The organism is Desulforhopalus singaporensis (assembly GCF_900104445.1).
GTDB lineage: Bacteria > Desulfobacterota > Desulfobulbia > Desulfobulbales > Desulfocapsaceae > Desulforhopalus_A > Desulforhopalus_A singaporensis.
The window spans coordinates 46,279-67,388 of record NZ_FNJI01000015.1 but is presented as its reverse complement, the minus strand read 5'-3'; the positions used below and the strand labels follow the sequence as shown (position 1 = coordinate 67,388).

The 21,110-nt window shown below is 54.4% G+C and carries 17 protein-coding genes; 12 read left to right on the top strand and 5 right to left on the bottom strand.

Annotated features, from left to right (window positions below):
- Nucleotides 1–296 precede the first annotated feature (296 nt).
- From BLQ17_RS11705 to BLQ17_RS11655, 11 genes are all read left to right on the top strand, one after another.
- Nucleotides 297–2,288 (top strand): TonB-dependent receptor plug domain-containing protein, encoded by a 1,992-nt coding sequence (locus BLQ17_RS11705; RefSeq protein ID WP_092223034.1) that lies wholly within the window; start codon nt 297–299, stop codon nt 2,286–2,288.
- Nucleotides 2,263–4,350, top strand: a complete 2,088-nt coding sequence (locus tag BLQ17_RS11700) for an ATP-binding cassette domain-containing protein (RefSeq protein ID WP_176761193.1) — start codon at nt 2,263–2,265, stop codon at nt 4,348–4,350. Before BLQ17_RS11705 ends, BLQ17_RS11700 begins: the two co-directional genes overlap by 26 nt.
- Nucleotides 4,351–4,354: 4 nt before the next feature.
- Entirely contained in the window at nt 4,355–4,912 is a 558-nt protein-coding gene (locus tag BLQ17_RS11695; protein WP_092223030.1) for a hypothetical protein, read from the top strand.
- Between the two features lie 3 nt (nt 4,913–4,915).
- Nucleotides 4,916–5,635, top strand: a complete 720-nt coding sequence (locus BLQ17_RS11690) for a hypothetical protein (RefSeq protein WP_092223028.1) — start codon at nt 4,916–4,918, stop codon at nt 5,633–5,635.
- A gap of 58 nt (nt 5,636–5,693) precedes the next feature.
- Nucleotides 5,694–6,293: a MotA/TolQ/ExbB proton channel family protein gene (locus tag BLQ17_RS11685; protein ID WP_245695112.1), complete on the top strand. Its 600-nt coding sequence runs from the start codon at nt 5,694–5,696 to the stop codon at nt 6,291–6,293.
- A 63-nt stretch (nt 6,294–6,356) separates the two neighbouring features.
- Nucleotides 6,357–6,731, top strand: coding sequence for an ExbD/TolR family protein (locus BLQ17_RS11680; protein WP_176761192.1), 375 nt, complete (start codon nt 6,357–6,359; stop codon nt 6,729–6,731).
- Nucleotides 6,728–7,552 carry an energy transducer TonB gene (locus tag BLQ17_RS11675; RefSeq protein ID WP_092223024.1) on the top strand — a complete coding sequence of 275 codons (825 nt, stop codon included), beginning with the start codon at nt 6,728–6,730 and terminating at the stop codon, nt 7,550–7,552. Before BLQ17_RS11680 ends, BLQ17_RS11675 begins: the two co-directional genes overlap by 4 nt.
- Nucleotides 7,553–7,761: 209 nt before the next feature.
- Nucleotides 7,762–8,241, top strand: a complete 480-nt coding sequence (locus BLQ17_RS11670) for a PilZ domain-containing protein (protein ID WP_092223022.1) — start codon at nt 7,762–7,764, stop codon at nt 8,239–8,241.
- Nucleotides 8,242–8,282: 41 nt separating this feature from the next.
- Complete coding sequence (locus tag BLQ17_RS11665) at nt 8,283–10,226, top strand: acetoacetate--CoA ligase (RefSeq protein ID WP_092223020.1); 1,944 nt, start codon at nt 8,283–8,285, stop codon at nt 10,224–10,226.
- Nucleotides 10,227–10,308: 82 nt separating this feature from the next.
- Complete coding sequence (gene recD2 / locus BLQ17_RS11660; protein WP_092223018.1) at nt 10,309–12,774, top strand: SF1B family DNA helicase RecD2; 2,466 nt, start codon at nt 10,309–10,311, stop codon at nt 12,772–12,774.
- A gap of 98 nt (nt 12,775–12,872) precedes the next feature.
- Nucleotides 12,873–14,738, top strand: coding sequence for a hypothetical protein (locus BLQ17_RS11655; protein WP_092223016.1), 1,866 nt, complete (start codon nt 12,873–12,875; stop codon nt 14,736–14,738).
- Nucleotides 14,739–14,825: 87 nt separating this feature from the next.
- Here BLQ17_RS11655 and BLQ17_RS11650 read toward each other — a convergent pair whose 3' ends face one another.
- The 3 genes from BLQ17_RS11650 to BLQ17_RS11640 all read right to left on the bottom strand — a co-directional run bounded on the left by BLQ17_RS11650 (nt 14,826) and on the right by BLQ17_RS11640 (nt 17,346).
- A complete protein-coding gene (locus BLQ17_RS11650) occupies nt 14,826–15,656 on the bottom strand; it encodes an amino acid kinase family protein (RefSeq protein ID WP_092223014.1) in 831 nt (276 codons plus the stop codon).
- A 28-nt stretch (nt 15,657–15,684) separates the two neighbouring features.
- Nucleotides 15,685–15,891 (bottom strand): hypothetical protein, encoded by a 207-nt coding sequence (locus BLQ17_RS11645; RefSeq protein ID WP_092223012.1) that lies wholly within the window; start codon nt 15,889–15,891, stop codon nt 15,685–15,687.
- A 255-nt stretch (nt 15,892–16,146) separates the two neighbouring features.
- Nucleotides 16,147–17,346 carry a putative sulfate/molybdate transporter gene (locus BLQ17_RS11640; RefSeq protein ID WP_092223010.1) on the bottom strand — a complete coding sequence of 400 codons (1,200 nt, stop codon included), beginning with the start codon at nt 17,344–17,346 and terminating at the stop codon, nt 16,147–16,149.
- A gap of 227 nt (nt 17,347–17,573) precedes the next feature.
- Between BLQ17_RS11640 and BLQ17_RS11635 the strand changes: the two genes are divergently transcribed.
- A complete protein-coding gene (locus BLQ17_RS11635; protein ID WP_092223008.1) occupies nt 17,574–17,969 on the top strand; it encodes a hypothetical protein in 396 nt (131 codons plus the stop codon).
- 2 nt (nt 17,970–17,971) lie between these two features.
- On the opposite strand, the gene BLQ17_RS11630 is transcribed toward BLQ17_RS11635, so the two are convergent.
- Nucleotides 17,972–19,678: an ATP-binding protein gene (locus BLQ17_RS11630; protein ID WP_092223006.1), complete on the bottom strand. Its 1,707-nt coding sequence runs from the start codon at nt 19,676–19,678 to the stop codon at nt 17,972–17,974.
- Entirely contained in the window at nt 19,678–20,829 is a 1,152-nt protein-coding gene (locus BLQ17_RS11625) for an FIST signal transduction protein (RefSeq protein WP_092223004.1), read from the bottom strand. The genes BLQ17_RS11630 and BLQ17_RS11625 overlap by 1 nt, the downstream gene beginning before the upstream one ends.
- Nucleotides 20,830–21,110: the final 281 nt, after the last annotated feature.

The window sequence follows — 21,110 nt, the reverse complement described above, 5'->3', positions numbered from 1 at the left end:
AAAAGTAAATCCACAATACCACCAGCCAGGGACACCAGTCCTGCGATATCCCCGGTGGTGTTATTTGGGGTCATTATCGGTGATATTTTGTTTCGTCAGGCAAAAAAATTGTCGGATAAAGTCTTTGAGACTAAAGTGCTTGCCCTGGTTGTTATGGGAAAGAAGAGGTTTGTAACTATAGATCCGGTTGAACATTTGACACCCCCTGCTAAGGTCCGGGCGATCTTGCCAAGATATCGCGCAGGTATTGCAAAATGGTGCTGAATCGGCAAGCGTAGAGGTTTATTAAGGAGAGAATGATGAAAAAAGTGTTGTGGGCGGGCGCCTGTCTCGCTCTGGCTGCTGGGAGCCAGAGTGTTGTCCTGGCTGAAACTGCGAACCAGGAAGAAGGTGCCTACCGGATAGGTGAGATCGTCGTCGCGGCCGCCAGTGAGAGTGTGGTCGAACAGGCGGGAACGGTTTACCGGGTAACGGCGGAGCAGATCAGGAAACAGAATGCAAAAAACCTTGACCAGGCGCTTGAGCTGGTGCCGGGTCTTGTGGTGCGTGAAGGCGCGGAAGGTACGCCCCGGATTGACATCAGGGGGTTCAGGACCAGGCACGTGCAGCTGTTCATCAACGGTATCCCGGTTAAAAGCAGCTATGACGGCCAGTTTGACCCCACCCGCATCCCCGCGGAGATTATTTCGGAAATCAAGGTGACGTCGGGCGGCGGTTCCGTGCTCTACGGAGCCGGCGGCAACGGCGGTGCGATCGATATCATTACCAAGCTCGGAACCGCCGAAGGGCTCCACGGTTTAGTCGGCGGAGAGGTCGGCGAGGGCGGCAGCTACACCGGCAAGGGAGGAGTCTGGGGTTCTGGTGGCAAGCTTGACTTCTACGCACACGCCAGTGTCCAGAACCGCGATGAGTTTCTTCTTTCCGACGATTTCGTCCCCGTTAACGTTGACGCCGAGGACGGAGGGGACCGTGAAAACAGCGACCGCGAGCAGAAGAACCTGTTTGGCAACCTGAGTTATAATCTCAATGATGACAATACGCTGGGGTTTACTCTGAGCCGCTTTGACGGGGAGAACGGCAAACCGCCGGCAACCAACTACGACCCGTCCGATCCTTTTGCCAAGAAAACCAGTTACGAGCGCATCGACGACAGCAGCAACACGCTTTTGCAGGCCGCTTTTTCCCACGATTCAAGCAGTCCCCTCGATATCAGGGGGTGGGCATACTACAGCCTGACCAGTGAAGAGGAAAACGGCTATGACGACGACAGCTACTCTTCACAGAGAAAGAACGGCTCCTTCTTTCAGGACTCTGATACGGAAACTTTTGGCGTCAGCACCCAGGTACGTTACGCTGTAAACGATTTCTCAGGTGCCACCCTGGCGGCCAGTGCTGAAAATGAATCCTGGGAAGCCGAGGGATTTGAGATCGACAAAGACGGGAATCCTGGCGACCTGGCAAGCGACCATGATCTGCAGACCTATTCGGTCGCCCTCGAATATGAAAACCAGCTCGCCGACGGTCTTGGCATCGTTGCCGGTTACGGTCACCATTTCAATGAGCGCGACGAGGGAAGCGACAACGATTTTTCCTATGTGGTGGGCGCGACCTACGACGTGAGTGAGGCGACCCAACTGCGCGTCAATCACGCCAGGAAGATACGATTCCCCTCCGTCAAGCAGCTCTACGGAAAAGACGGGAATGAGGACCTTGAAACCGAGGTCACCTACCATTATGAAGCTGGTATCTCGCAGAAAATGTGGACAGCCGGAACCCTGGATGTCACCGGTTTTATCATTGATGCAGAAGACTTCATCGAGAAAATCGATACCGGCGGAAAGGATCAGAATGTCAATTTCCAGGAGTTGAGCCTGGCCGGCGTCGAAGCCAACCTGACCCTGACCCCGCTGGAGAAGCTGATGATTCGTCTTGGTATCTCCTACCTTGATACCGAGGACCAGTCGGAAGGATCGGCCAGAGAGGAACTGCAGTACCGGCCCGAATGGAAGCTTTCCGTGGACGGAAGTTATACTCTGGATTGCGGGTTCTCCGTTTACGGTTCGGTGCTCCATGCCAGGGATCAGTACTATTATGACAGCAAGCAGGAGCAAAAAGGCGAGCTTGACGATTTTACCCTGGTTAACCTGAAGCTGAGCCAAGACTTTCAGACAACCGGAATCGAGGTGTATGTAGCGGTCGATAATCTTTTCGATGAAGACTACGAGGAAAGTTACGGTTTGCCTCAACCGGGACGGATGGTCTATGGCGGGCTTGAATACAGGTTCTGATAATGCAGCGCCGGTTCTCACCGTCGACCGGCTCTGTTACGCATATCCTGGAGCAGCAAGCTGTACGCTCCAGGATATCTCCTTTTCTGTTGGGCCCGGCGAGTGTCACCTGGTTGAAGGGGTGACGGGGGCTGGCAAGACCACATTACTGCTCGCTATCCGCGGGTTGCTGCCCTCCGGCTCGCTGTCGGGGAATATTCACTTTCATCGCAAAAACCGCAAAACCCTTGGCGGTCCCGGGCTGGTGCTGCAAAATCCGAAAACCCAGCTGCTGCGCGAAAGTCTCGGCGCGGAAATAGCATTCGGGCTTGAAAATCACTGTGTGAGTCCCGACGACATGGTCCGGTTGGTCAGGACCAATCTTGGCCATGCCGGTCTCTACCGTCCTCTCGATTATCCGGTCGATGCCCTCTCGATGGGCCAGCAGTACCGGATCTGCCTGGCGGGGCAGCTGGCAATGGAGCCGGAACTGATAATGTTCGACGAACCGGTGGCGCAGCTCGATCCGCGCGGGGTCCGGTTCATCCTCGACACAATCACGCGTCTTAAAAAATCAGGCAGGTCGGTGCTGATCTGCGAACATCGCTCCGATATCATTGCACCGGTTGCCGACCGGATGTGGCGTCTGGGGTGTGACGGGATTTTGGCACCGGCGGAAGTCGGAAGGCCGGTCTGGTCAGGCGGTTGTTTTTCAGGTCGCCGGGAGGGGGGAGACGGGCCTGCGGCCGGCTTGAAAGACGACCGCGTCATCAGGGTTGAAAGTGTAAAGCTTGGCGGGGAATATGGCACCCTTGAGCTGGACGGGGTGCGCATCGATGCGGCAAGGGGGGAGCGTATCGCCTTGTGCGGGCCGAACGGCAGCGGCAAGACGACCCTGATCAGGATCGTTGCCGGGCTTATCCGTCCGGTTTCCGGCAGGGTCGAGGTGCTGGGCAAAAAATCGTCGGTGCATGATCTCCGCGGAAAAGTCGGCGTGCTGTTTCAGGACCCGGCCAGGCAGCTCTTTGAGACAACGGTCTTCAAGGAGGTGGCTTTTGCCGCCACAAGGATTGGCATGGATGATGACAAGACCAGTGAGTGGGTGCTGTTCCTGCTGGAAAGCCTGGGGCTTGGCAATCTGTTGGATGCTTCTCCCCACGGTCTGAGCTACGGGCAGAAACATCTTGTCGGGCTGGCATCTGTTCTGGCCATGCGTCCGGAAGTGGTCCTGCTCGATGACCCGTTTGCAGGCCTCGACCATGCGAGCAGAACAAGAGTCGCCCTTTTGCTTGCCGATCTTTCTTCGACCGGTGGCATGACAGTCCTTTACACCACCCATGACCCGGCGATTCCCGGTAACCTGGGTGACCGGGTGGTCGATGTTGCCGGCGGCGGATCGGAACCTGACGCAAGCGGCGTGTCGCCATCGGAAAAATGGCGTGAAAAACCCGTATCGCAAAGGCGGCTGCACCTGCCGGCGGGGTTGATGTTTGGTATATGCATGGTGCTCTCCATCGGCGCTTTTGGTGCGAAAACCCCGGTTCTGCTTACCTCTCTGACCATTGCCAACCTGGCCCTTGTGCTGCTGCTGGCCAATCGGCCCGTGAAGCTGTTGCTAAAAAGCGGTGCTGTTTTCCTTTACCAGTCAGCGCTCATCGTCCTGCTCTATATGATCCGGTTCGGACCCGCGCAAGGATTTGGTGCCGGGGGGCTGGTTTCCTGGCAGCTGTTTCTTGCGTTCTGGCCCGGAGTGATCTTCATGGCGGCCAATACGCAACAGCGGATAGTCAGGGTGCTGGACAGGATCATGCCGCAGAAAATCGCCTTTGTCAGCGCAACCTGTCTGCGCTTTCTGCCCATGCTGCTGGCTGAAATGCAGCAGATAAGGGAGATGCAGATTCTGCGCGGCGCAAGAATCATGGCCGTCGACCTGAAAAAACCTCGTTATTGGCCGGACTGGCTTTTTTGCCTGCTCATACCGACATTGATAAAGACCCTGTCCCTGGCAGAAGAGATCGCCACGGCGGCAACGGCCAGAGATTTCGGTATTTATCGCAACCGTACCGTCTGGCCCGGAGAGTAATCCCATGAAACTGACACTTAAGGAGACCCTTTTTCTCGGGTTCTGTTCGGTATTTATTATCAGCGCCAAGGCGGCACTGCGGCTGCACTTGAAAATTCCGGGGCACGCGATGTTTTTCACCCTGTTTTTCCTGATGATCGCCCGTGGCTCGGTGCCAAACCGGCTAGCGGCAACTTTTACCGGCCTGTTTGCGGGCATCATTGCCGTAATTCTCGGCATGGGCAAGGGTGGGCCGCTTATGGTGATAAAGTTTGTCCTGCCGGGGCTTGTCGTCGACCTGATGGCGCTGGTGCTGCCCGGTCTTTTCGAGTCGGTGATCCTGTGTGTGCTTGCCGGTGGCCTGGCGGGGGCGACCAGATTTTTCAGTATCTGGCTGGTCGATTTTGCGATGGGGATGGATCCGGATATAGTAATGCAGCATGCCCTTATCAAGTCGACCGGCAATATCCTGTTTGGTATGGCCGGAGGGGTCGCGGTACCGGTGGTCATCCGTAAACTCAGGGCCTACGGTGCCATCCCCGCAGCTGTTGAAAAAAAATCCATAATAACGAAGAAGGAGTAGATAATGAGAGTATATGTCGGTTTTGATGACACTGATGTTGCCGGCGCCTCCCGGGGTACAGGCAAGTTTGCCCGCTGGTTTGCGGAAAAACTGCCGGCCGGGGTCAGGCTGCATGGTGTCGTTCGCCAGCAGCTGCCTGTTATGGAGGGAATTCCATATACTTCCCAGAACAGCTCCGCGTGCCTGATACTCGATGAAGTCGAGCCTTCCCAGGTCCAGGAGCTTATCGACAGGGGCGCACAGCATATTTGCGAACACTATATCGAGGGGAGCGATCCCGGCCTCTGCGTGGTAGCCCCCGATGCCGGTTCGACGGACGACCTGCTGAATTTCGGCAGGGATGCTTCTTCGAGGATTGTCAGTCAGAAAGAGGCGATCAAGGCGGTGAACGGTTTTCATCTTTCCGGCCATGGCGGCACCAATGACGGCGTCATTGGTGCCGCAGCCGGCGTCGGATTGACCATCTCCGGCTGGAGCGGTCGTTTCATAGAATTCAACAGCCTGCGGGACTTTGCTTCGACCGTTACGGTGGGGGAACTGGAAGCAAGAGGAATCAGGGTCCTGTCAGTTGACCGCAACGCCCTGTACACCTCGCCGGGCGACACCGTCGACACCAGGAACTGGTTGCGGCCGAGACTGTGGGGAGGGGGGGCGGTGCTTCCCGTTGCCTCGTGCGGACAGGGGCAGTGGCGCTCTATCAGCGGCAAAAACAAGGCCAAATAGAGTTGATAATTTCTACACACCGCAATGCGGAATTATTGGTTGCCTGGGGGGTGTTTACATGATGCTGGATCTGCTGTCCAGAGGCGGTGTCCTCGTCTATCCTCTTGTCTGCTGCTCTGTCCTGGCGCTGGCGGTTTTTCTTGAGCGGCTGTACAGGATGTCGGCGGGGTGCAGATTCGAGGAGGAGCTGGCAAAACGTCTCGGGGCCGCCATCAGGGCCGGAGACGGCAAGGCGGTGGCAATGATAGCCGCTGATTGCGGCGGCCCTGAAGGACGACTCCTGCAAGAGGGCGCAGCAGTAATGGGGCGAAACCGGCAAACCGCAGACAGCATCCTTAACCACTGCCTGGAGATGGAAGTACGGAACCAGGCACGTCATCTTGACCTTCTTGCCACCATCGGCAACCTGGCTCCCCTGCTGGGGCTTCTGGGGACCGTAATCGGTATGATCAAGGCGTTCATGGTTATCCAGGACGCGGGGGGGGCGGTAAACGCGTCGGTTCTGGCCGGAGGAATATGGGAGGCGATGCTGACAACGGCCCTCGGTCTGGCAGTGGCTCTGCCGACGATTGTCGCCCATGGTTTCCTGGTTGGCCGGATTGAGAGGTTCGAATCATCCATGAAAAATATCACCGTGTTATTTTTACGCGATAATTGACAAACATATATGCCAGGGAACCGCTTTCAGGATAAGTATCTTAGGGTCGGCGTGAAAATACCGATGACACCATTGATCGATATTGTGTTCCTGCTGCTCATCTATTTTCTGCTGACTTCAAACTATCTCACTGCTGAGGCCATTCCTGTTGAATTGCCCAGAGCGGGAAGCTCCGCTTTGTCGTCTGCCGGACTGTCTGTTGTTACCATCGATGACAGAGGAGAGGTCCTGTTCGGGGGACAATCGGTCAGCGACCAAGAGCTGTTTTTCCAGCTTGAACGGAAAATGAAAAACGGTCAGGAGAGATCTTTGCTAGTGCGTGCCGACCGGGACGTTCCCCTGGCCAGGGTGGTGGCGGTTCTCGATGTCGCCAGAAGAAGCGGTGCAAAACAGCTCTCTCTTGCCACCGAACGTGGCAGACGACCGTTGCCGCCATGATAGGTTCGGTTCTGAACCGCCGGATCGACTGGTTGCTGGTTTTGATGTTGTCGATTTCGGCAGTTGCCCACGGTTGCCTGCTGCTGTTTTCGTGGAGTGAGCAAGGAGAAACTGACGACCCGGCCACGGTTGCCATAGAGCTCGGCTCGTTTGTTGTTTCCCCTGAACAGACGTTGCCGGTGACGACCGGGACCGTAGCGGTTTCTGGCAAGGTCCCGGCCCCATTTCCGGAGGTGCAGCTGCCTGTTGTGCGTTCATCAACCCGGCCGACGGTTACCGCAGCGGAACACTCCCCTGAACATATTTCCCGCCAAGTAGTACCGCAAAAAATCGTCACGCTCAGTTCCGCCGGCCAGAAACGACCGGTGCAGCCGGGACAGCAAGAGACGCAAAAGGTTTCTGCGGTATCTGATGTCAAAAAAGTGGTTGCCGCTCCGGCGGCCGAGTCTATGGTTGCTGCTGTGCGCCCCGGTGATATCACCCAGGCTGGAGCCGGTGAAAATTCCAGGGCTCTGCTGGTTGAAGGCCGATTGCGGCACGACGAATATATGCGTAATCTTTTACGGAAGATAGTGAGCCGTAAGCGGTATCCCTACCGGGCACGAACTCGGCACCTCGAGGGGAAAACCGTCGTTGCCTTCACCCTTTTGGGGGACGGCAGCATCGAACAGGCCAGTCTGGTCAAGAGTGCCGGCAGTACTATTCTTGACAGGTCGGCACTGCGGGCAGTGAGGGCTGCCTCGCCCTTTGCGAGGCCGCCGCAAAATATTATTTTCACACCGGTCCGTCTGGAGGTGGTACTCTCTTTTGAACTGCTTTAACCGGAAAACAGCCAGACCGAAAAAGCCGTCTTCCCCGTCCTGAATATTGCGCGCCCTACCGGAAAAACGGCTTCTATGCTGAAACATCAACCCTGGTGCTCTTTCGGCAGGATATGGTATAATTGCCTGATTTTATTTGCCGCGTTACATGTTTTGCGATATTTATAAAGAAGAAGTGCGCTTATTAGCCAAGTAAAGAGGTGTCTTCCATGACCAATGCGGAACCTCCTGCAAAAGCATTCGTTACCCCCGACGAACAGGTGCAGATTTTCTGTCCTGAATGTAGTTTCAGTAAACAGCTCAGCGTCTCGAGCTTTCGTGACTGCCGTCACCTGTTAAGGGTTAAATGCAGATGCGGCGCCCGGTTTGCTGTTCAGCTGGAGTTCAGAAAACAAAAAAGGAAAAAGACCGAACTCGGCGGAACCAGCGATTTTTCCGGTGCCGGCCTGGGCCGGTCGAAGATCACTGTTGCCAACATCTCCCTGGATGGGGTCGCCTTCAAGACACCTTTTGCCGGAAAATTAAAGGTCGGCAACCGGGGTGAGATCAGCTTCACCCTCGATGACAGAAAGAAAACGGTTGTCGTCAAAAATGTTGTTGTACGATCGATCAGCAACGACGTTGTCGGATGCCAGTTCGTTGACGACAAAGCCTACAACACGGCACTCGGTTTTTACGTGCGATCGTAACCCGACACTTTATACGACAATATCGATAAGGAGGAAAGTCTATGAGCAACCCCGTGCCACTCTGGAGTCCTTCAGAAGATCGAATCAGTAAATCGTTGCTGTCCCGGTTCATATCCCATGTCAATCTGGTCTGTGATGCGTCCGTCACGGATTACACCACTCTCTATCAGTGGTCGCTGAATGAAAAGGAGCAGTTCTGGTCGGCGGTATGGCAGTTTTGCGGCGTCAAGGGGGATGCCGGGCAACGGCTCCTGGTCAACGGCGCTGATATTGAAAAGGCGGTGTGGTTTCCCGATGCAAAACTCAATTTTGCGGAGAACCTCTTGAGCCGAACCGATGATGAAGTTGCAATATACTTCAGGGCCGAAGACAGGGTGAGTTCCACCCTCTCCTGGAAAGAACTCGGTGTTCAAGTGGCCTCGCTGGCGAAATGGATGAAGGCGAGGGGGGTGAAGAAAAAAGACGTGGTCGCGGGGTACCTGCCCAATATCCCGGAAAGTGTGGTGGCGATGCTGGCGGCAACCAGTATCGGCGCGATCTGGACTTCCACCTCTCCCGATTTTGGTGTTGAAAGCGTTGTCGAGCGGTTCAGCCAGACCAGCCCCAAAATCCTGATATGCGCAGACGGCTACTTCTATAGCGGCAAAACCATTGATGTCCGGGAGAAGATCGTCGCCATAAAAGATAAGCTGCCTTCCCTGGAACAGACCGTTGTGGTCGACCTGGTCGGTTTTGAGAGGAATGTCCCGGGGCAGAGGTGGGAAGAAATTCTTTTGCACAACCGCGCAAGTGAGATCGAATTTGTCCGGGTGGGATTCAATGATCCGGTCTATATTCTCTATTCTTCGGGGACCACCGGTAAACCGAAATGCATAGCTCACAAGGTCGGCGGAGTGGTGCTTCAGCATTTCAAGGAACTGATGCTGCACAGCGATGTGAAGCCCGGCGACAAGGTGTTCTATTTTACCACATGCGGCTGGATGATGTGGAACTGGCTGGTGAGCGCTTTAGGGTGCAGGGCGTCAATCGTTTTGTACGACGGCTCCCCCTTTTACCCCGATGCCGATGTCCTGTGGGATTATGCTCAGGAGGCAGGGGTAACGCTTTTCGGGACTTCGGCAAAGTATATCGATGCACTGAAAAAAAACGGCTTGTCGCCGGGGAAAAATCACAACCTGCAAACTCTGAAGACGTTGTGCTCAACCGGTTCGGTACTGGTGCCGGAAAGTTTCGGTTACGTCTATGAAGAGATCAAAAAAGATCTCTGCCTTGCCTCGATCTCGGGAGGGACCGATATCGTCTCCTGCTTTGTCCTGGGATGCCCCATTCTACCGGTTTACGCCGGCGAGTCCCAGTGCCGGGGGCTGGGGATGGCTGTGGAGGTGTTCGATGAAGACGGCAATGCGCTGGTGGGGGAAAAAGGCGAGTTGGTATGCCGGACGACGTTTCCTTCCCAACCCGCATGTTTCTGGGGAGATGAGTCGGGGGAAAAGTATCATAAAGCCTATTTTGCAAGGTATGACAATGTCTGGCACCATGGAGATTTTGTCAGGCTGTCAACCAGCGGCGGGGTGACAATCTACGGCCGCTCCGACGCAACCCTCAATCCGGCCGGGGTTCGTATCGGTACGGCGGAGATCTATCGATGCGTTGAACAGCTCGAAAAGGTGCAGGAGTCACTTGCCATCGGCCAGGACTGGGATAACGATGTGAGGGTTGTGCTGTTTGTCGTTCTCCGGCCGGGGGTCGTGCTTGACCGGGAACTGGAGCAGGCAATCCGGGCGACCGTCTTCAAAAACTGCAGCCCCCGCCACGTTCCGGCAAAAATTGTACAGGTCGGGGAGCTCCCCCGTACCAAGTCGGGCAAGATTGTCGAACTGGCTGTGCGTGAGGTCGTCCACAACAGGGCGGTGAAGAACATTGGCGCCCTTGCCAACCCCGAGGCTCTGAGGCAGTTTGAAAATATTGACCGGCTGCAGCATTGAAGATGGTTTTCAGGAATTGTCCGGACAGCGGAATCAAGAGGCGGGGGGGGGGACGGGTTCAGGTTGGTGTATGGGGAGATAGATGACTGAAATTGTGGAAGTGGTGCGCGGAATCGTCAGTCGGGTAACGTATCACAACCCCGATAACGGCTGGTCCGTTTTGCGTCTGTCGCCCTTTAACAGTCCTGAAACCATGGAAACGGTGACAGTGCACCAGACCCAGGTCTTTGCCGGAGCGACCATGGAATTTCATGGGAACTGGACGGTTCATCCCCAGTACGGCAGGCAGTTCAGGGCTGAGCGGGCTATTGTCAAAAAACCAGCCACCGCCTCGGCTCTTGAGAAATATTTGGGGTCGGGGCTGATAAAGGGAGTGGGCCCGAAAACAGCGGCCAAGATCGTTGCTCATTTTGGTGAAACCACCCTCGATGTATTTGAAAAAGATATCGAAAGACTTGTCGAGGTGCCTGGGATTGCAGCCAAAAAACTGGAGATGATAAAAGGCGCATGGCTTGAGCACCGGGCGGTCCGGGAGGTGATGATCTTCCTCCAGAGCCATGGCATTTCAACCCTCTTTGCCGTTCGTATTTTTCAGAAATATGGCGACCAGGCGATAGCGCTGGTAACCGAGGACCCCTACCGCCTGGCCAACGATTTCTACGGGATCGGGTTTTTTTCCGCCGACAGGGTGGCCCTTTCCATCGGCATTGCAAGGGATGGGGAAAAACGACTGATGGCTGCGGTCCGCCATGTTCTCGGTGCGGCAAGGGAGGAGGGCCATTGCTATCTCTACCACCAGCAGATAGAGACGGCATTGACAGCGCTTTTGGAGATCTCTTTGCCCCGTGACGGCTTAGGTGCGGTGCTTGGCCGCATGGAGCAGGAAAACTATCTCAGAATGCGGCCACTGCCAGGAGCCGGAGAGCAGCTGGTCCGTTGTTACTATGGAAAAACCCTCTACTACGATGAAGCGTATGTAGCTTCGAGGATACAGCGGTTGACCGACCGTCGGGAAAACGATACCGCTCCTGTTGCAGCCCTGCTTGAGCGCCGGCAACAGCAAAACCGGCTGTGTCTGAGCCGGCAACAGCAGCTGGCGGTCTGCCAGACCGTCTCCCATCATTTTTCGGTGCTCACCGGTGGTCCCGGCTGCGGCAAGACCACCACCACCCGGGTCATCGTGCAGCTGCTTGAAGATCTTGGCCGGCGGGTACTGCTTGCCGCGCCGACCGGAAGGGCGGCCCAGCGTATGAGCGAGGTCATCGGCCGGTCGGCCCAGACCTTGCACCGGTTGCTTGAATGGCGGCGGGGAGGGTTTGAAAAAAACGAAAAGAATCCCCTGGACTGTGATTTCCTCATAGTCGACGAGTGCTCGATGCTCGACATATCACTGACTGCCTCTCTGTTGAAGGCGGTATCTGAGGGATGCCAGGTGCTGTTCATCGGCGACAGCGACCAGCTGCCCTCGGTTGGGGCAGGCAACGTGCTGCGGGATCTGATCGCATCGAGGTGCGTTCCCGTGGCCAGGTTGACCGAAGTCTTCAGGCAGGCCAGGCAGTCGAAAATTATAGGCTATGCCCATGATGTCAACAACGGTGTCGTACCGCATATTCGTTCTCCCTTCAGGAATCCCGAAGTGTGGCAGCAACAGGAAGATTGCCTTTTTATCGATTCCGATGAAGCGACCAAGGCGCAGATCGAATTTATAACCCGGGCCAGAAAAGTTCTTGATAACCACGTTTCTGACCAGCGCCCGGATAAAGAACTGTTTACCTTCCGGTGCGGGGAAGAGATAACATCCGCCTACGAGAAAGATTTTGCCATCCCTGACAAATTTCAGCATGTCGACCTAGAACGGCTCAGCCGGGCCCGGGGCCCGGTGGAGGAGCTCAAGGTGGTCCTGGGCAAGGTACACCCGTGGTCGACGCTGCATTACGGTTTTTCGGCTGTTGAGACGGTGGTTCGCCTCTATGTTGAATGGATCGGTAAATATTTCGGCATGTCCACCGAGATTCAGGTGTTGTCGCCGATGACGAGGGGGAGCCTGGGCACCATAAATCTCAATCGGATTCTCCAGCAGGCGGTCAATCCGGAACGAAGCGGAAAAGCACAGCTTACAATTGGCGACCGGATCTTTCGCCAGGGTGACCGCGTCATTCATAAACGGAACAACTATGAGCTGGGGGTGTTTAACGGGGATATCGGAAAAATTGAGGCGATAGACAACCTCGAGCCGAGCATGGCGGTCGTCTTCGGACCCGAGAACAGGACGGTCACCTATCAAAAAGATGATATAGTCGAACTCGAGCTAGCCTATGCCATTACGGTACACAAGTCCCAGGGGAGCGAGTTCGAAGCGGTCATCATCCCGGTACTCACGCAGCACTTCAAGATGTTGTACCGCAACCTCGTCTACACCGGTGTTACCAGGGCCAAAAAGCTGGCCGTACTTGTAGGCACCAGAAAGGCGCTCGCCATGGCTGTCAAGCGCGAAGATACCGCAAAACGCCAAACCATGCTGCAGCAGCTTTTGTCGAAAAACCAATAAAAAAAATTGCCAACCTGCCTTGGATTGTGGTAGTAAATCCCCAATGTTATTGGTCGTTAAAGAATGCATTTTATTGATTTCACTGCAAAAAATAACCTATGAAAAGCTGGAGATTTTATCTGTACGGCATCGTCCTCTCGTTTTTGTTTGTCGGGACATATTACCACTGTATTCTCAATACCGCGGTGGTCGAGCTCAACGTTACCTCCGATACAAGAACCCTGTTTAAAATCTATTACCGGCAGGCCGGCGGGCACTGGTCGGAAAAAAAATCGGCGGTCCAGCTGGTGACACCGGCCAGAAAGGATTATTCCTTCCGGTTGGCCGATATGAGGCGGATTGATGAGTTGCGGATTGATACCGCGGAAAAACCCTCAACGGTTACGGTTCATTCGATTGTCATCAGGCAGGCGGGCTTTGCCCCGGTAGTCGTCGACTCCGGACAGCAGTTTGCCCAGATAAGAATCGGCACCGGAGTGGAAAAATTCAGCTATTCCGAAACCGGTTTCACCGTAGCCGCCAGTTCAACCGACCCCAATGTATTCCTGTCGGTAAAACCTTTCCCTGAGCACCGGACTGCGGCGGCGAGAATCGTGGAGACGGTACTGCTGGTCATGGCCGCATTCGCCGTTGCCCATCTTGTTGAAAACGGCATCGTCGAGTCCTGTGCCATACCTCTGGCTGGACTGGTGGTTTTGACTCTGATCGTGGCAATGGCTTCCATCAGTAAAGATAGCGTTCACCCCGACGAGTCAGTACATGTGGCGGCGGCGACCTATTATACCGGAAAAAATATGCCGCCCCGGGTGGGGGCTCCTGAGATAGCTCACACCTACAGCAGATATGGAGTCTCAAGACTTCATTCCCGGGAAATTGTCTACCTGGCGGCCGGTAAATTCGCCAGGCTCCTCCAGCCGCTGCAGTTGCCTCAATATCTGGCGCTGCGCTATTTTAACGTCACGCTTTTCGCGATACTTCTGGCCGGCGCGTGGCAGTCGGGTATCTTCCGGGTCTTCTTTATCCCCCTGCTTCTCTCTCCCCAGATATGGTATCTTTTCAGCTACTTCAACTCAGAGGCTTTTGCGCTCACGGTGATAGTGGCAGCCGGATATCAGCTTGCCTCCGAAGATTCGTGCTGGAACCATTTGTTGACCGGTGACGGGCAGAGGCCTGGGCTTGGCCGTTGCATGGGGATCGGCCTGTTGTTCGGCCTGCTGTTGCTGTTAAAGCTGAATTTTTATTTCTTCCTGGTTTTTATTTTCTGCTATCTGCTCTGGAAAATTTTTTTCTGCAGAGTTGGTGTTACCCGACAGCTGTTGCTGCGGGTTCTGCCCGTGCTGGTCACGGCGGTGATGGTAGCCGTGGTATGGTGCGGTATGGACAGCTATGTTAATGATTTCAGTAAGAAAGAAAAACTGCTCGCCGCCCGTGAACATTATGCGGAAAAAATGTTCAAGCCCAGCACGCCGTTGGGAGACAAGTTCGCCTTTTTGCAGATGAAGCAGCGGGGGGTAAGTTTTGCGGAGATGGTGCATCATGCCCGATGGGGCGAAAAAATATTCCGCACCTCCGTGGGTGAGTTCGGTTATACGTCGGTTGCCGCGTCGTCGGGCTATTACGACCTGGTCAGATACCTTGGCCTGACCCTTCTGGTGCTGGCAGGTGCGGCTGTTGTGATGCGGGGCGGATTCCAGGGTATCAGCCTGCTGCTGATAACGCTTGGCTGCAGCCTGGCTCTTATGGCCGCTTCTTTTTACCATGCCTGGACCGTGGATTTCCAGGCCCAGGGGCGTTATCTGCTGCCGATTGTCGGGATGGGCGCCGTTCTTCTTTACCATACCAGGCCAAGACTGGTCGGGACCTTGTGCTGGCTGCCGGCATCGGCGCTTTTTTTCACTTCCTGCTACAGTTTTATTTTCGTTGCGTTGGCGGGTATCGAAAAATACTCCTTTGCCCTCGGCTAACAACAAAAGCCGCCTTCACAGGTAATCGCCCATGAAAGCGGCAATCAGAAAGAGAGAGCAGCACCTCCTGATACCCGATATCAGGGGCTACTGTTTGTAGATTATGGTCCCTACATGTTCCCCGTTTAATGCTTTGGTGATGTTGCCTGGGATCATCCCGTTGACGACCTGAATATTTTCGATGACTTCACTGTTCTGGATCACTTCCAGGCAGGGTCTTTCTATCACCAGGTCGTCCTGACCCCGGTCAAGCAGGTCCTGGGCACCGATTTCCGGTATAAACTCAGCGTCCTCGTTCTTTTTGGGATCATCGGTGTAGAGCCCGTTTTCATCCTTGATAAACAGCACGGTCTTCGATCCGATCAGATCGGCCAGGATGACAAGGCCGACATCGGTCCGGTGGATGGGGATGCGACCCACTTTGGGTTTGATGGCAAAGTAGTCGTAGGGAGGCATTCCGTGCATCACGGGAATGATGTTTTCCGAGAAGTAGGTGGGCAGTTTTACGATATCCGAGTGGGAGATCTTCACCCCTCCCCAGGGTGACAGCAGGGTCGCTATCATGAGCGCGTTCTGTTCGGAGATCATGCTGCCGAATTTGGCAATTACCCCGGTTGGCATCCCCATCTCAAGACCGATCGTGTAGATGTGCCGACTTCTGGTGCCGCCCCCGGTGGTTATCAGCATCTTATGTCTGGTCCTGTTGCTGACGATTTCCTTGATGATTCCGGGCAACGCCTTTATCCCACGGTCGCATATCGACTGACCACCGATTTTCATTATTTTGACATCGGGGTAAAGACGTTCCTGGGGGGCGATGTCAAGGTTGTCGATGAACTCCTTGCTCACCAGGCTTTCACCCATAAGCGCACTTTTCACATGAAGTCTTTTGCCATCTTTTTCCCTAACCAGGGCCATTGTTCACCTCTGCGCGTTCTGATTTTTTTTATGAAGCATTTTTACTTGCCGGATCTTTCTGCAGGGCGACCAGGTCTGCGCCGGTCTCGGCGGCAAGTTGCTCCAACTCTTTTTTCCTGAAGTGGTCGGAGAATATTTTAAGATCAATCTCGCTGACAGCGACAATTCTAAAACGCGGGTTGCGCTGTCCTTCTTTTGATTTTGTTCGTTCCCGATAAAAAATTTTCCCAGCCATTGGACACCTCCTTGGTTGGATGCGGTTGATTGCGGACTGTTCCGGTAGCCAGGGTTTCAGGTTAACTCTGGCTGCCACACGGGATTACCCCCTTTTACCGTTTGCCGGGGAAAAGGGGAAACGGTTTTATTTCTCTATCTATAACAACCAGTTGTCGACCGCTGTAGATTCCCGGCTCTTTTTTCATGATAACTGCGCTTTGACGATTTGTCTAGTTTATGTCGGTCTTACCCTGCCATATATCCCGTCCCTTTTTTAAACCGAAAACCTGCCGGACCGGAAAAGCCATGAAAGCAGGATGCCGGCACCGAACCCCCAGGCGAGGTTGCTGGCCAGGGTGACGGCGAGGATAAGGAACACAACGAACATCTCTTTTCTTGCCGTAATATCGAGTATGGTGAGGCACAGTTCGCAGCCGGCAAAGATCAGCAGTACCCCGAGAATGGAAAAAGGTACCAGGTGCAGCAGGGTGAGCGCCTCAGGTCCCAGGGATATGGCGAGAACGAGAAAGAGTGCGCCGATTATCAGGTTTGAGCCGCCCGTTCTTGCGCCGAACTTGTAATGGGCGGCGAGGCCTCCGGCTCCGTGACAGAGCGGGATGCCGCCGACCAGAAAGGCGAGGGCATTGGCCAGGGCCATACTGAGCGATACCGACCTGTAGGTTATTTTCCGCGCACTCTCACCAAAATAACTGTGCGAAAGGTCGGCGTTGGCGACAATGGCGTTGCCCAGGGTCATGGGCAGCTGTGGCAGAACGAGAACGAAGAGGGCAAGGGTTAAGTCCGCCTTGACAGGAATACCGAAAGGCAGCAGCTGTGGCAGGTGAAAACTCGGCCGCAGCTGGTCGAGAAGGCCGGGCTTTATCAGCAGCAGACCGGCGGCAACGCCTGATAGAATCAGTACCAGGGCGGCTGGATAACGTTTGGAGCCAAGCAGGGATAAAACGATGCACAACCCAAGGGTGCCAAGGATGATCGACAGCGGAACACCGCCGATATCCTGCAAAACGAAAAAAGGTTCCGCCGCTTTAGCCGACAGCTGCATCGACGAGTTGCCCAGTACCATCTCTATTCCCCGGACCATCAGCAGTATTCCGGTTGAGAGCTGAATGCCGCGAACAACCGGTTTGGCAATAAGTCGGCCGATAACGTCTATGGTCCCTGTGCATCCTATCAGTGCCAGCAGCAGGCAGATAAGTCCGGCGGATGCCGAGATCTGGGACGCGGTTACCCCGGTCGCGATGGCGTAGGCACCGATGGCTTTCATCGGCTGAACCGGCACGGGAACGGCGAAATAAAGTCCGGCGAAAATGTAGAACAGCGCTATGGAATAAAAAATCCCGGTAACGCTAACGCCATTGACCAGAACCATCCCCATAACCAGCGGCAGAAGGGTTCCCAGGTCGCCCAGGGAACCGGCAAACTCCATCCTGTCAAATCGGTACGATGTGGACATAATTGCAAACGGAAATAACTATTTTTTTTAAAAAAAACGGGTCAGTACTACACATATACACTATTATTGACAGAGCATAAAGAAACTGTTTGTCGACATGGTATAATAATTTCTGTGTAAAACTTGCGGTACAGCTTTTTGCGGCAGAACCGCAGGGCGGCAGCCGTGATTCAGCAATATTTCGGCCAGGGGTTGTACCTGTTTTTTGGCAGAAGGAGCGTGTTGTTATGTACTTATGCGTCGATTTTGACGGAACTGTTGTTGACCATAGATACCCCCTGATCGGCCCGCCTGTCCCGGGTGCATTGTTTTGGCTCGGCAGACTGCAGAAATGCGGCGCAAGGATCATTTTATTTACTATGCGCTCGGACGGTGGCGCCAGCGGAGACGTGCTCCAACAGGCGGTAGATTACCTGGAGGGAAAGAATATTTCGCTGTACGGTGTCAACCGCAATCCGGATCAGGATTCGTGGACCTCAAGCCCCAAGGTTTACGGCCATGTCTATGTTGACGATGCTGCGGTGGGCTGTCCCCTGGTTCATCCCGAAGGGTTCAACCGGCCATGCGTGGACTGGGCGAAGGTGGGGCCGTATCTGGAGAAGCTTTGTCGAAAAAAACGGTGAAATCAGGAGGCATTTGTCCTTCTGCGCCATGATTTCTTGTCCTTGAACTCCTTGAGATAGGCTTTCAGGGCCGCCACCAGCTCTTCGGCTACGAGGAGGTTTCTGGTTTTTATGTTCTGTGAAAGGTCGCCCACCAGTGACGAAAGCATTTGAAAACCGTACATGCCTGAGACACCTTTGAGCGAATGGGCTTTGAGCAGTACCCTGTCGGTATCGCCGCCGTTGAGGCTTTCTTCTATCTCTCGAAGATCCTGTGATATTGTCTCGATCAGGGTCGGGATGATAGTTCGCAGGTTGTCGGGAATTCGCTCTGTCTGCTGGTGTTCCAGGCAGTAACCCAGGATCTTGTTGCCCAGTTTGTCGGGGGTTGGGATGCGGCTGTTTTGCAAGGTGAACCTGTAGAGGCACTGGACCAGGTCTCTTTTGAAGAACGGTTTGGTCAACACGCCGTCAAACCCTGCCTCGAGGAAGTTGTTCTTCTGTTCGTTAAAGGCGTGGGCGGTTATTGCAATGATCACCACCGGGCTGAGCTTTCTTTTTTGCTCTTTGCGCCTCAGCGAGCGGGTCGCCGTGATGCCGTTCATTACCGGCATGCGGACGTCCATCAGGATGATATCAAAGCTGTCCCGGTCAAAAGCGGACAACGCTTCCACACCGTTTCTGGCGGTGGTGACGGCGACCGGATAATCTTTGAGATACACCTTGAACAGGTCCAGGTTTTCCTTGATATCATCGACGGCGAGAATTGAAAGTACGGGAAATTTCTCTGGTGATATCAGGTTGATGTCAAGCTGTATGCTCCGCCTCATGGACGGAGCCACCGCCGGAAGGGGCAGACAACACTTGAAGGTGGAACCGTATCCCACCAAACTTTCGAGAACCAGCTTGCCGCCCATGGTCTGGGTCAGCTTCTGGCTGATGGCCAGGCCGAGACCCACGCCGCGGTACTGCTCGGATAATGACGTCTTGGCCTGGGTAAACCGGTCGAAGATTAATTTCTGCTGGTCCTCATGGATGCCTATTCCGGTATCGGTGACGCTGAGGATCATGTGGTCCTGGTTGTTGAAATCCTCGCGCATCTCCAGGGTAATGGTGCCCTCCTGGGTGAATTTGACAGCGTTATTGACAAGGTTGAGAAGAACCTGAAAGATTTTCAGCGGGTCGCCGACCCGTTCCATGATGAGCAGCTTATCATGCCTGACCATAAACTTGAGGTCCTTCTGGAGACATAGCGGCAAGGCGGAAGCTTCAAGCTGGTTGATGATTTTCTGCAGGCTGAAGGGTTCGGGGTCAAAAATTATCTGGTTTGCTTCTATCCGTGAAAATTCAAGTATGTTGTTGAGGATTTCCAGCAGCTGCCTGCCGGTGATCCTGAGGCTGCTCAGATACTTTGCCTGGACCCCCGACAGGTTGGTTTCGGCCAGCAGGTTGGCCATGCCGAGAATGATGTTGAGGGGGGTTCTTATTTCATGACTCATATTGGCGAGGAAATCTGACTTGGAGACGTTTTCCAGTTCCGCCTTCCGGTGAAACTCCTGCAGCTGGCTGTTGGTCTTTTTCAGCAGATAACTGTTGATGTCATCGATACTTTCCTGGCGAGTCCGCTGTTCCTCCATGCGGGTTATCTTGCGGCGCAGGTAGGCACATTCCTTTTCAAGGTCGTATATTCTCAGGTCGCGGGGATCGGAGGTGCGGTCTTCTCTGGGCATTAGCTCTTCGAGTCGAGGGAGACAATGACGTAGCTGTCGCTGTGGTAGTTAACCGGCAGACCGACTCGCTGGGGACTGATTTCCCCGTACCCGTAAAATCCGAAAAAGGGACTTTGTACCTGGGTGTTCAGCAGGGCGAACTTTTCTCCGGCTCGGGTGCCGAGGAGTTGTCTCAGGGACGTGCAGGCAAAGAGCAGCAGGATCTCGGGGTCCTGTTCTGCCCGGTCGAGAATTTCCTGGTTGGCTTGTTGTGCCGCAATACAGGTATAGTCCCGTGACACCTGGGTCAGCCGGATTGTGCATTTGTCAGGGAAGTTGCCGACAAAGCGAATCAACCTGTTGCGTTCGTCGAACACGTAGGGGTTGCGCAGGTAGTATTCGTTGCTGCCTTCCTGGTAAACGGCAAGGGGAAACAGGGCAAACTGTTTCTTGTAGCCGCCCATGTTTTCATGGTAGAAGTCAAGGGCGTTCTTGTCGTCTATCTCATAGACGACATTTTTCTCATACCTGTTTACCCGGTAATGGGGGCCGGTGGGTACCGGTCCCTTGCGCACCGAAACCGATACCTTGAGTTCCCCGCCAAGCAGGAGAAGCGGTGCAGCGTCGTGAAACACCCCGGTGTTGTAAAACTGCGAGGTGCCCTTGAAGGTGTAATGGTCTCCTGCCGTACCGCCGAAGATGGGGAAAATTTCGCCGAACACTTCCCGGATACAGATGTCAAGGGAGGTTGAGGTGGTTGTAAGACCGTCGGGAAACATGAAACCGCAGACCGGGTCGCCGCCGATTTTTCGCTGGGCTTCATCCCGTGCCCGGGAAAAAGATTCTTTGGCGTTTATGGAAATGTTCTCGGCTATCGCGGCACCGAATGTGGCGGTGTCCGATGCCAGCAGCAGAAGGGCGATCGAGTCTTCGATAAAACCGGACTGCCGGGTAATTTCACCGTCGGTGGTGCAGCCGATAAGTTCAATGGTTGGAAATGCGTCGGTGATTTTTCTCAGCATTGCCGGGAAGTCGCCATCCATACAGGACGTGAGCACGATCCCGACCTGGGGAGTGATGGCTCCTATCTTGTCGATGCATTCATCGATCACCTTTTCCAGGGCGTCCTCAAAGTAGATATCATCCGAGACCGCCATAGCCGTATGCAGCATCTGTTCCTTTTCTCCGCCGGGTGGTCGGTTTTTCCCTGCCGCTGCCCGGTAACTATTGATAATGGTTCTGATTGCTGTCGATTGTTACTATACCCTAATTTATGCCGAATAAAAATAATTTCATACGGAAATTTTTACCGTTTAATGATATGGTGCAACCAGGTAGGTAATCAATCCGCAAGTGGCGGATTTTAAGGTATTGTCAGGAGTCGGATCGAAGCGTTTTCCGGTAAATCGCGTGCGGTTTCGCACAATTTATCTGTTTTGGAACATAAAGGAAT

Bases quoted from the DNA above. Each gene is read 5' to 3' on its own strand.
- BLQ17_RS11650 (WP_092223014.1), bottom strand. From the start codon at position 15,656: ATGGCCCTGGTTAGGGAAAAAGATGGCAAAAGACTTCATGTGAAAAGT.
- BLQ17_RS11640 (WP_092223010.1), bottom strand. From the start codon at position 17,346: ATGTCCACATCGTACCGATTTGACAGGATGGAGTTTGCCGGTTCCCTG.
- BLQ17_RS11680 (WP_176761192.1), top strand. From the start codon at position 6,357: ATGACACCATTGATCGATATTGTGTTCCTGCTGCTCATCTATTTTCTG.
- BLQ17_RS11700 (WP_176761193.1), top strand. From the start codon at position 2,263: ATGGCGGGCTTGAATACAGGTTCTGATAATGCAGCGCCGGTTCTCACC.
- BLQ17_RS11705 (WP_092223034.1), top strand. From the start codon at position 297: ATGATGAAAAAAGTGTTGTGGGCGGGCGCCTGTCTCGCTCTGGCTGCT.
- BLQ17_RS11695 (WP_092223030.1), top strand. From the start codon at position 4,355: ATGAAACTGACACTTAAGGAGACCCTTTTTCTCGGGTTCTGTTCGGTA.
- BLQ17_RS11670 (WP_092223022.1), top strand. From the start codon at position 7,762: ATGACCAATGCGGAACCTCCTGCAAAAGCATTCGTTACCCCCGACGAA.
- BLQ17_RS11665 (WP_092223020.1), top strand. From the start codon at position 8,283: ATGAGCAACCCCGTGCCACTCTGGAGTCCTTCAGAAGATCGAATCAGT.
- recD2 (WP_092223018.1), top strand. From the start codon at position 10,309: ATGACTGAAATTGTGGAAGTGGTGCGCGGAATCGTCAGTCGGGTAACG.
- BLQ17_RS11635 (WP_092223008.1), top strand. From the start codon at position 17,574: ATGTACTTATGCGTCGATTTTGACGGAACTGTTGTTGACCATAGATAC.
- BLQ17_RS11685 (WP_245695112.1), top strand. From the start codon at position 5,694: ATGATGCTGGATCTGCTGTCCAGAGGCGGTGTCCTCGTCTATCCTCTT.
- BLQ17_RS11675 (WP_092223024.1), top strand. From the start codon at position 6,728: ATGATAGGTTCGGTTCTGAACCGCCGGATCGACTGGTTGCTGGTTTTG.
- BLQ17_RS11630 (WP_092223006.1), bottom strand. From the start codon at position 19,678: ATGCCCAGAGAAGACCGCACCTCCGATCCCCGCGACCTGAGAATATAC.
- BLQ17_RS11690 (WP_092223028.1), top strand. From the start codon at position 4,916: ATGAGAGTATATGTCGGTTTTGATGACACTGATGTTGCCGGCGCCTCC.
- BLQ17_RS11625 (WP_092223004.1), bottom strand. From the start codon at position 20,829: ATGCTGCATACGGCTATGGCGGTCTCGGATGATATCTACTTTGAGGAC.
- BLQ17_RS11645 (WP_092223012.1), bottom strand. From the start codon at position 15,891: ATGGCTGGGAAAATTTTTTATCGGGAACGAACAAAATCAAAAGAAGGA.
- BLQ17_RS11655 (WP_092223016.1), top strand. From the start codon at position 12,873: ATGAAAAGCTGGAGATTTTATCTGTACGGCATCGTCCTCTCGTTTTTG.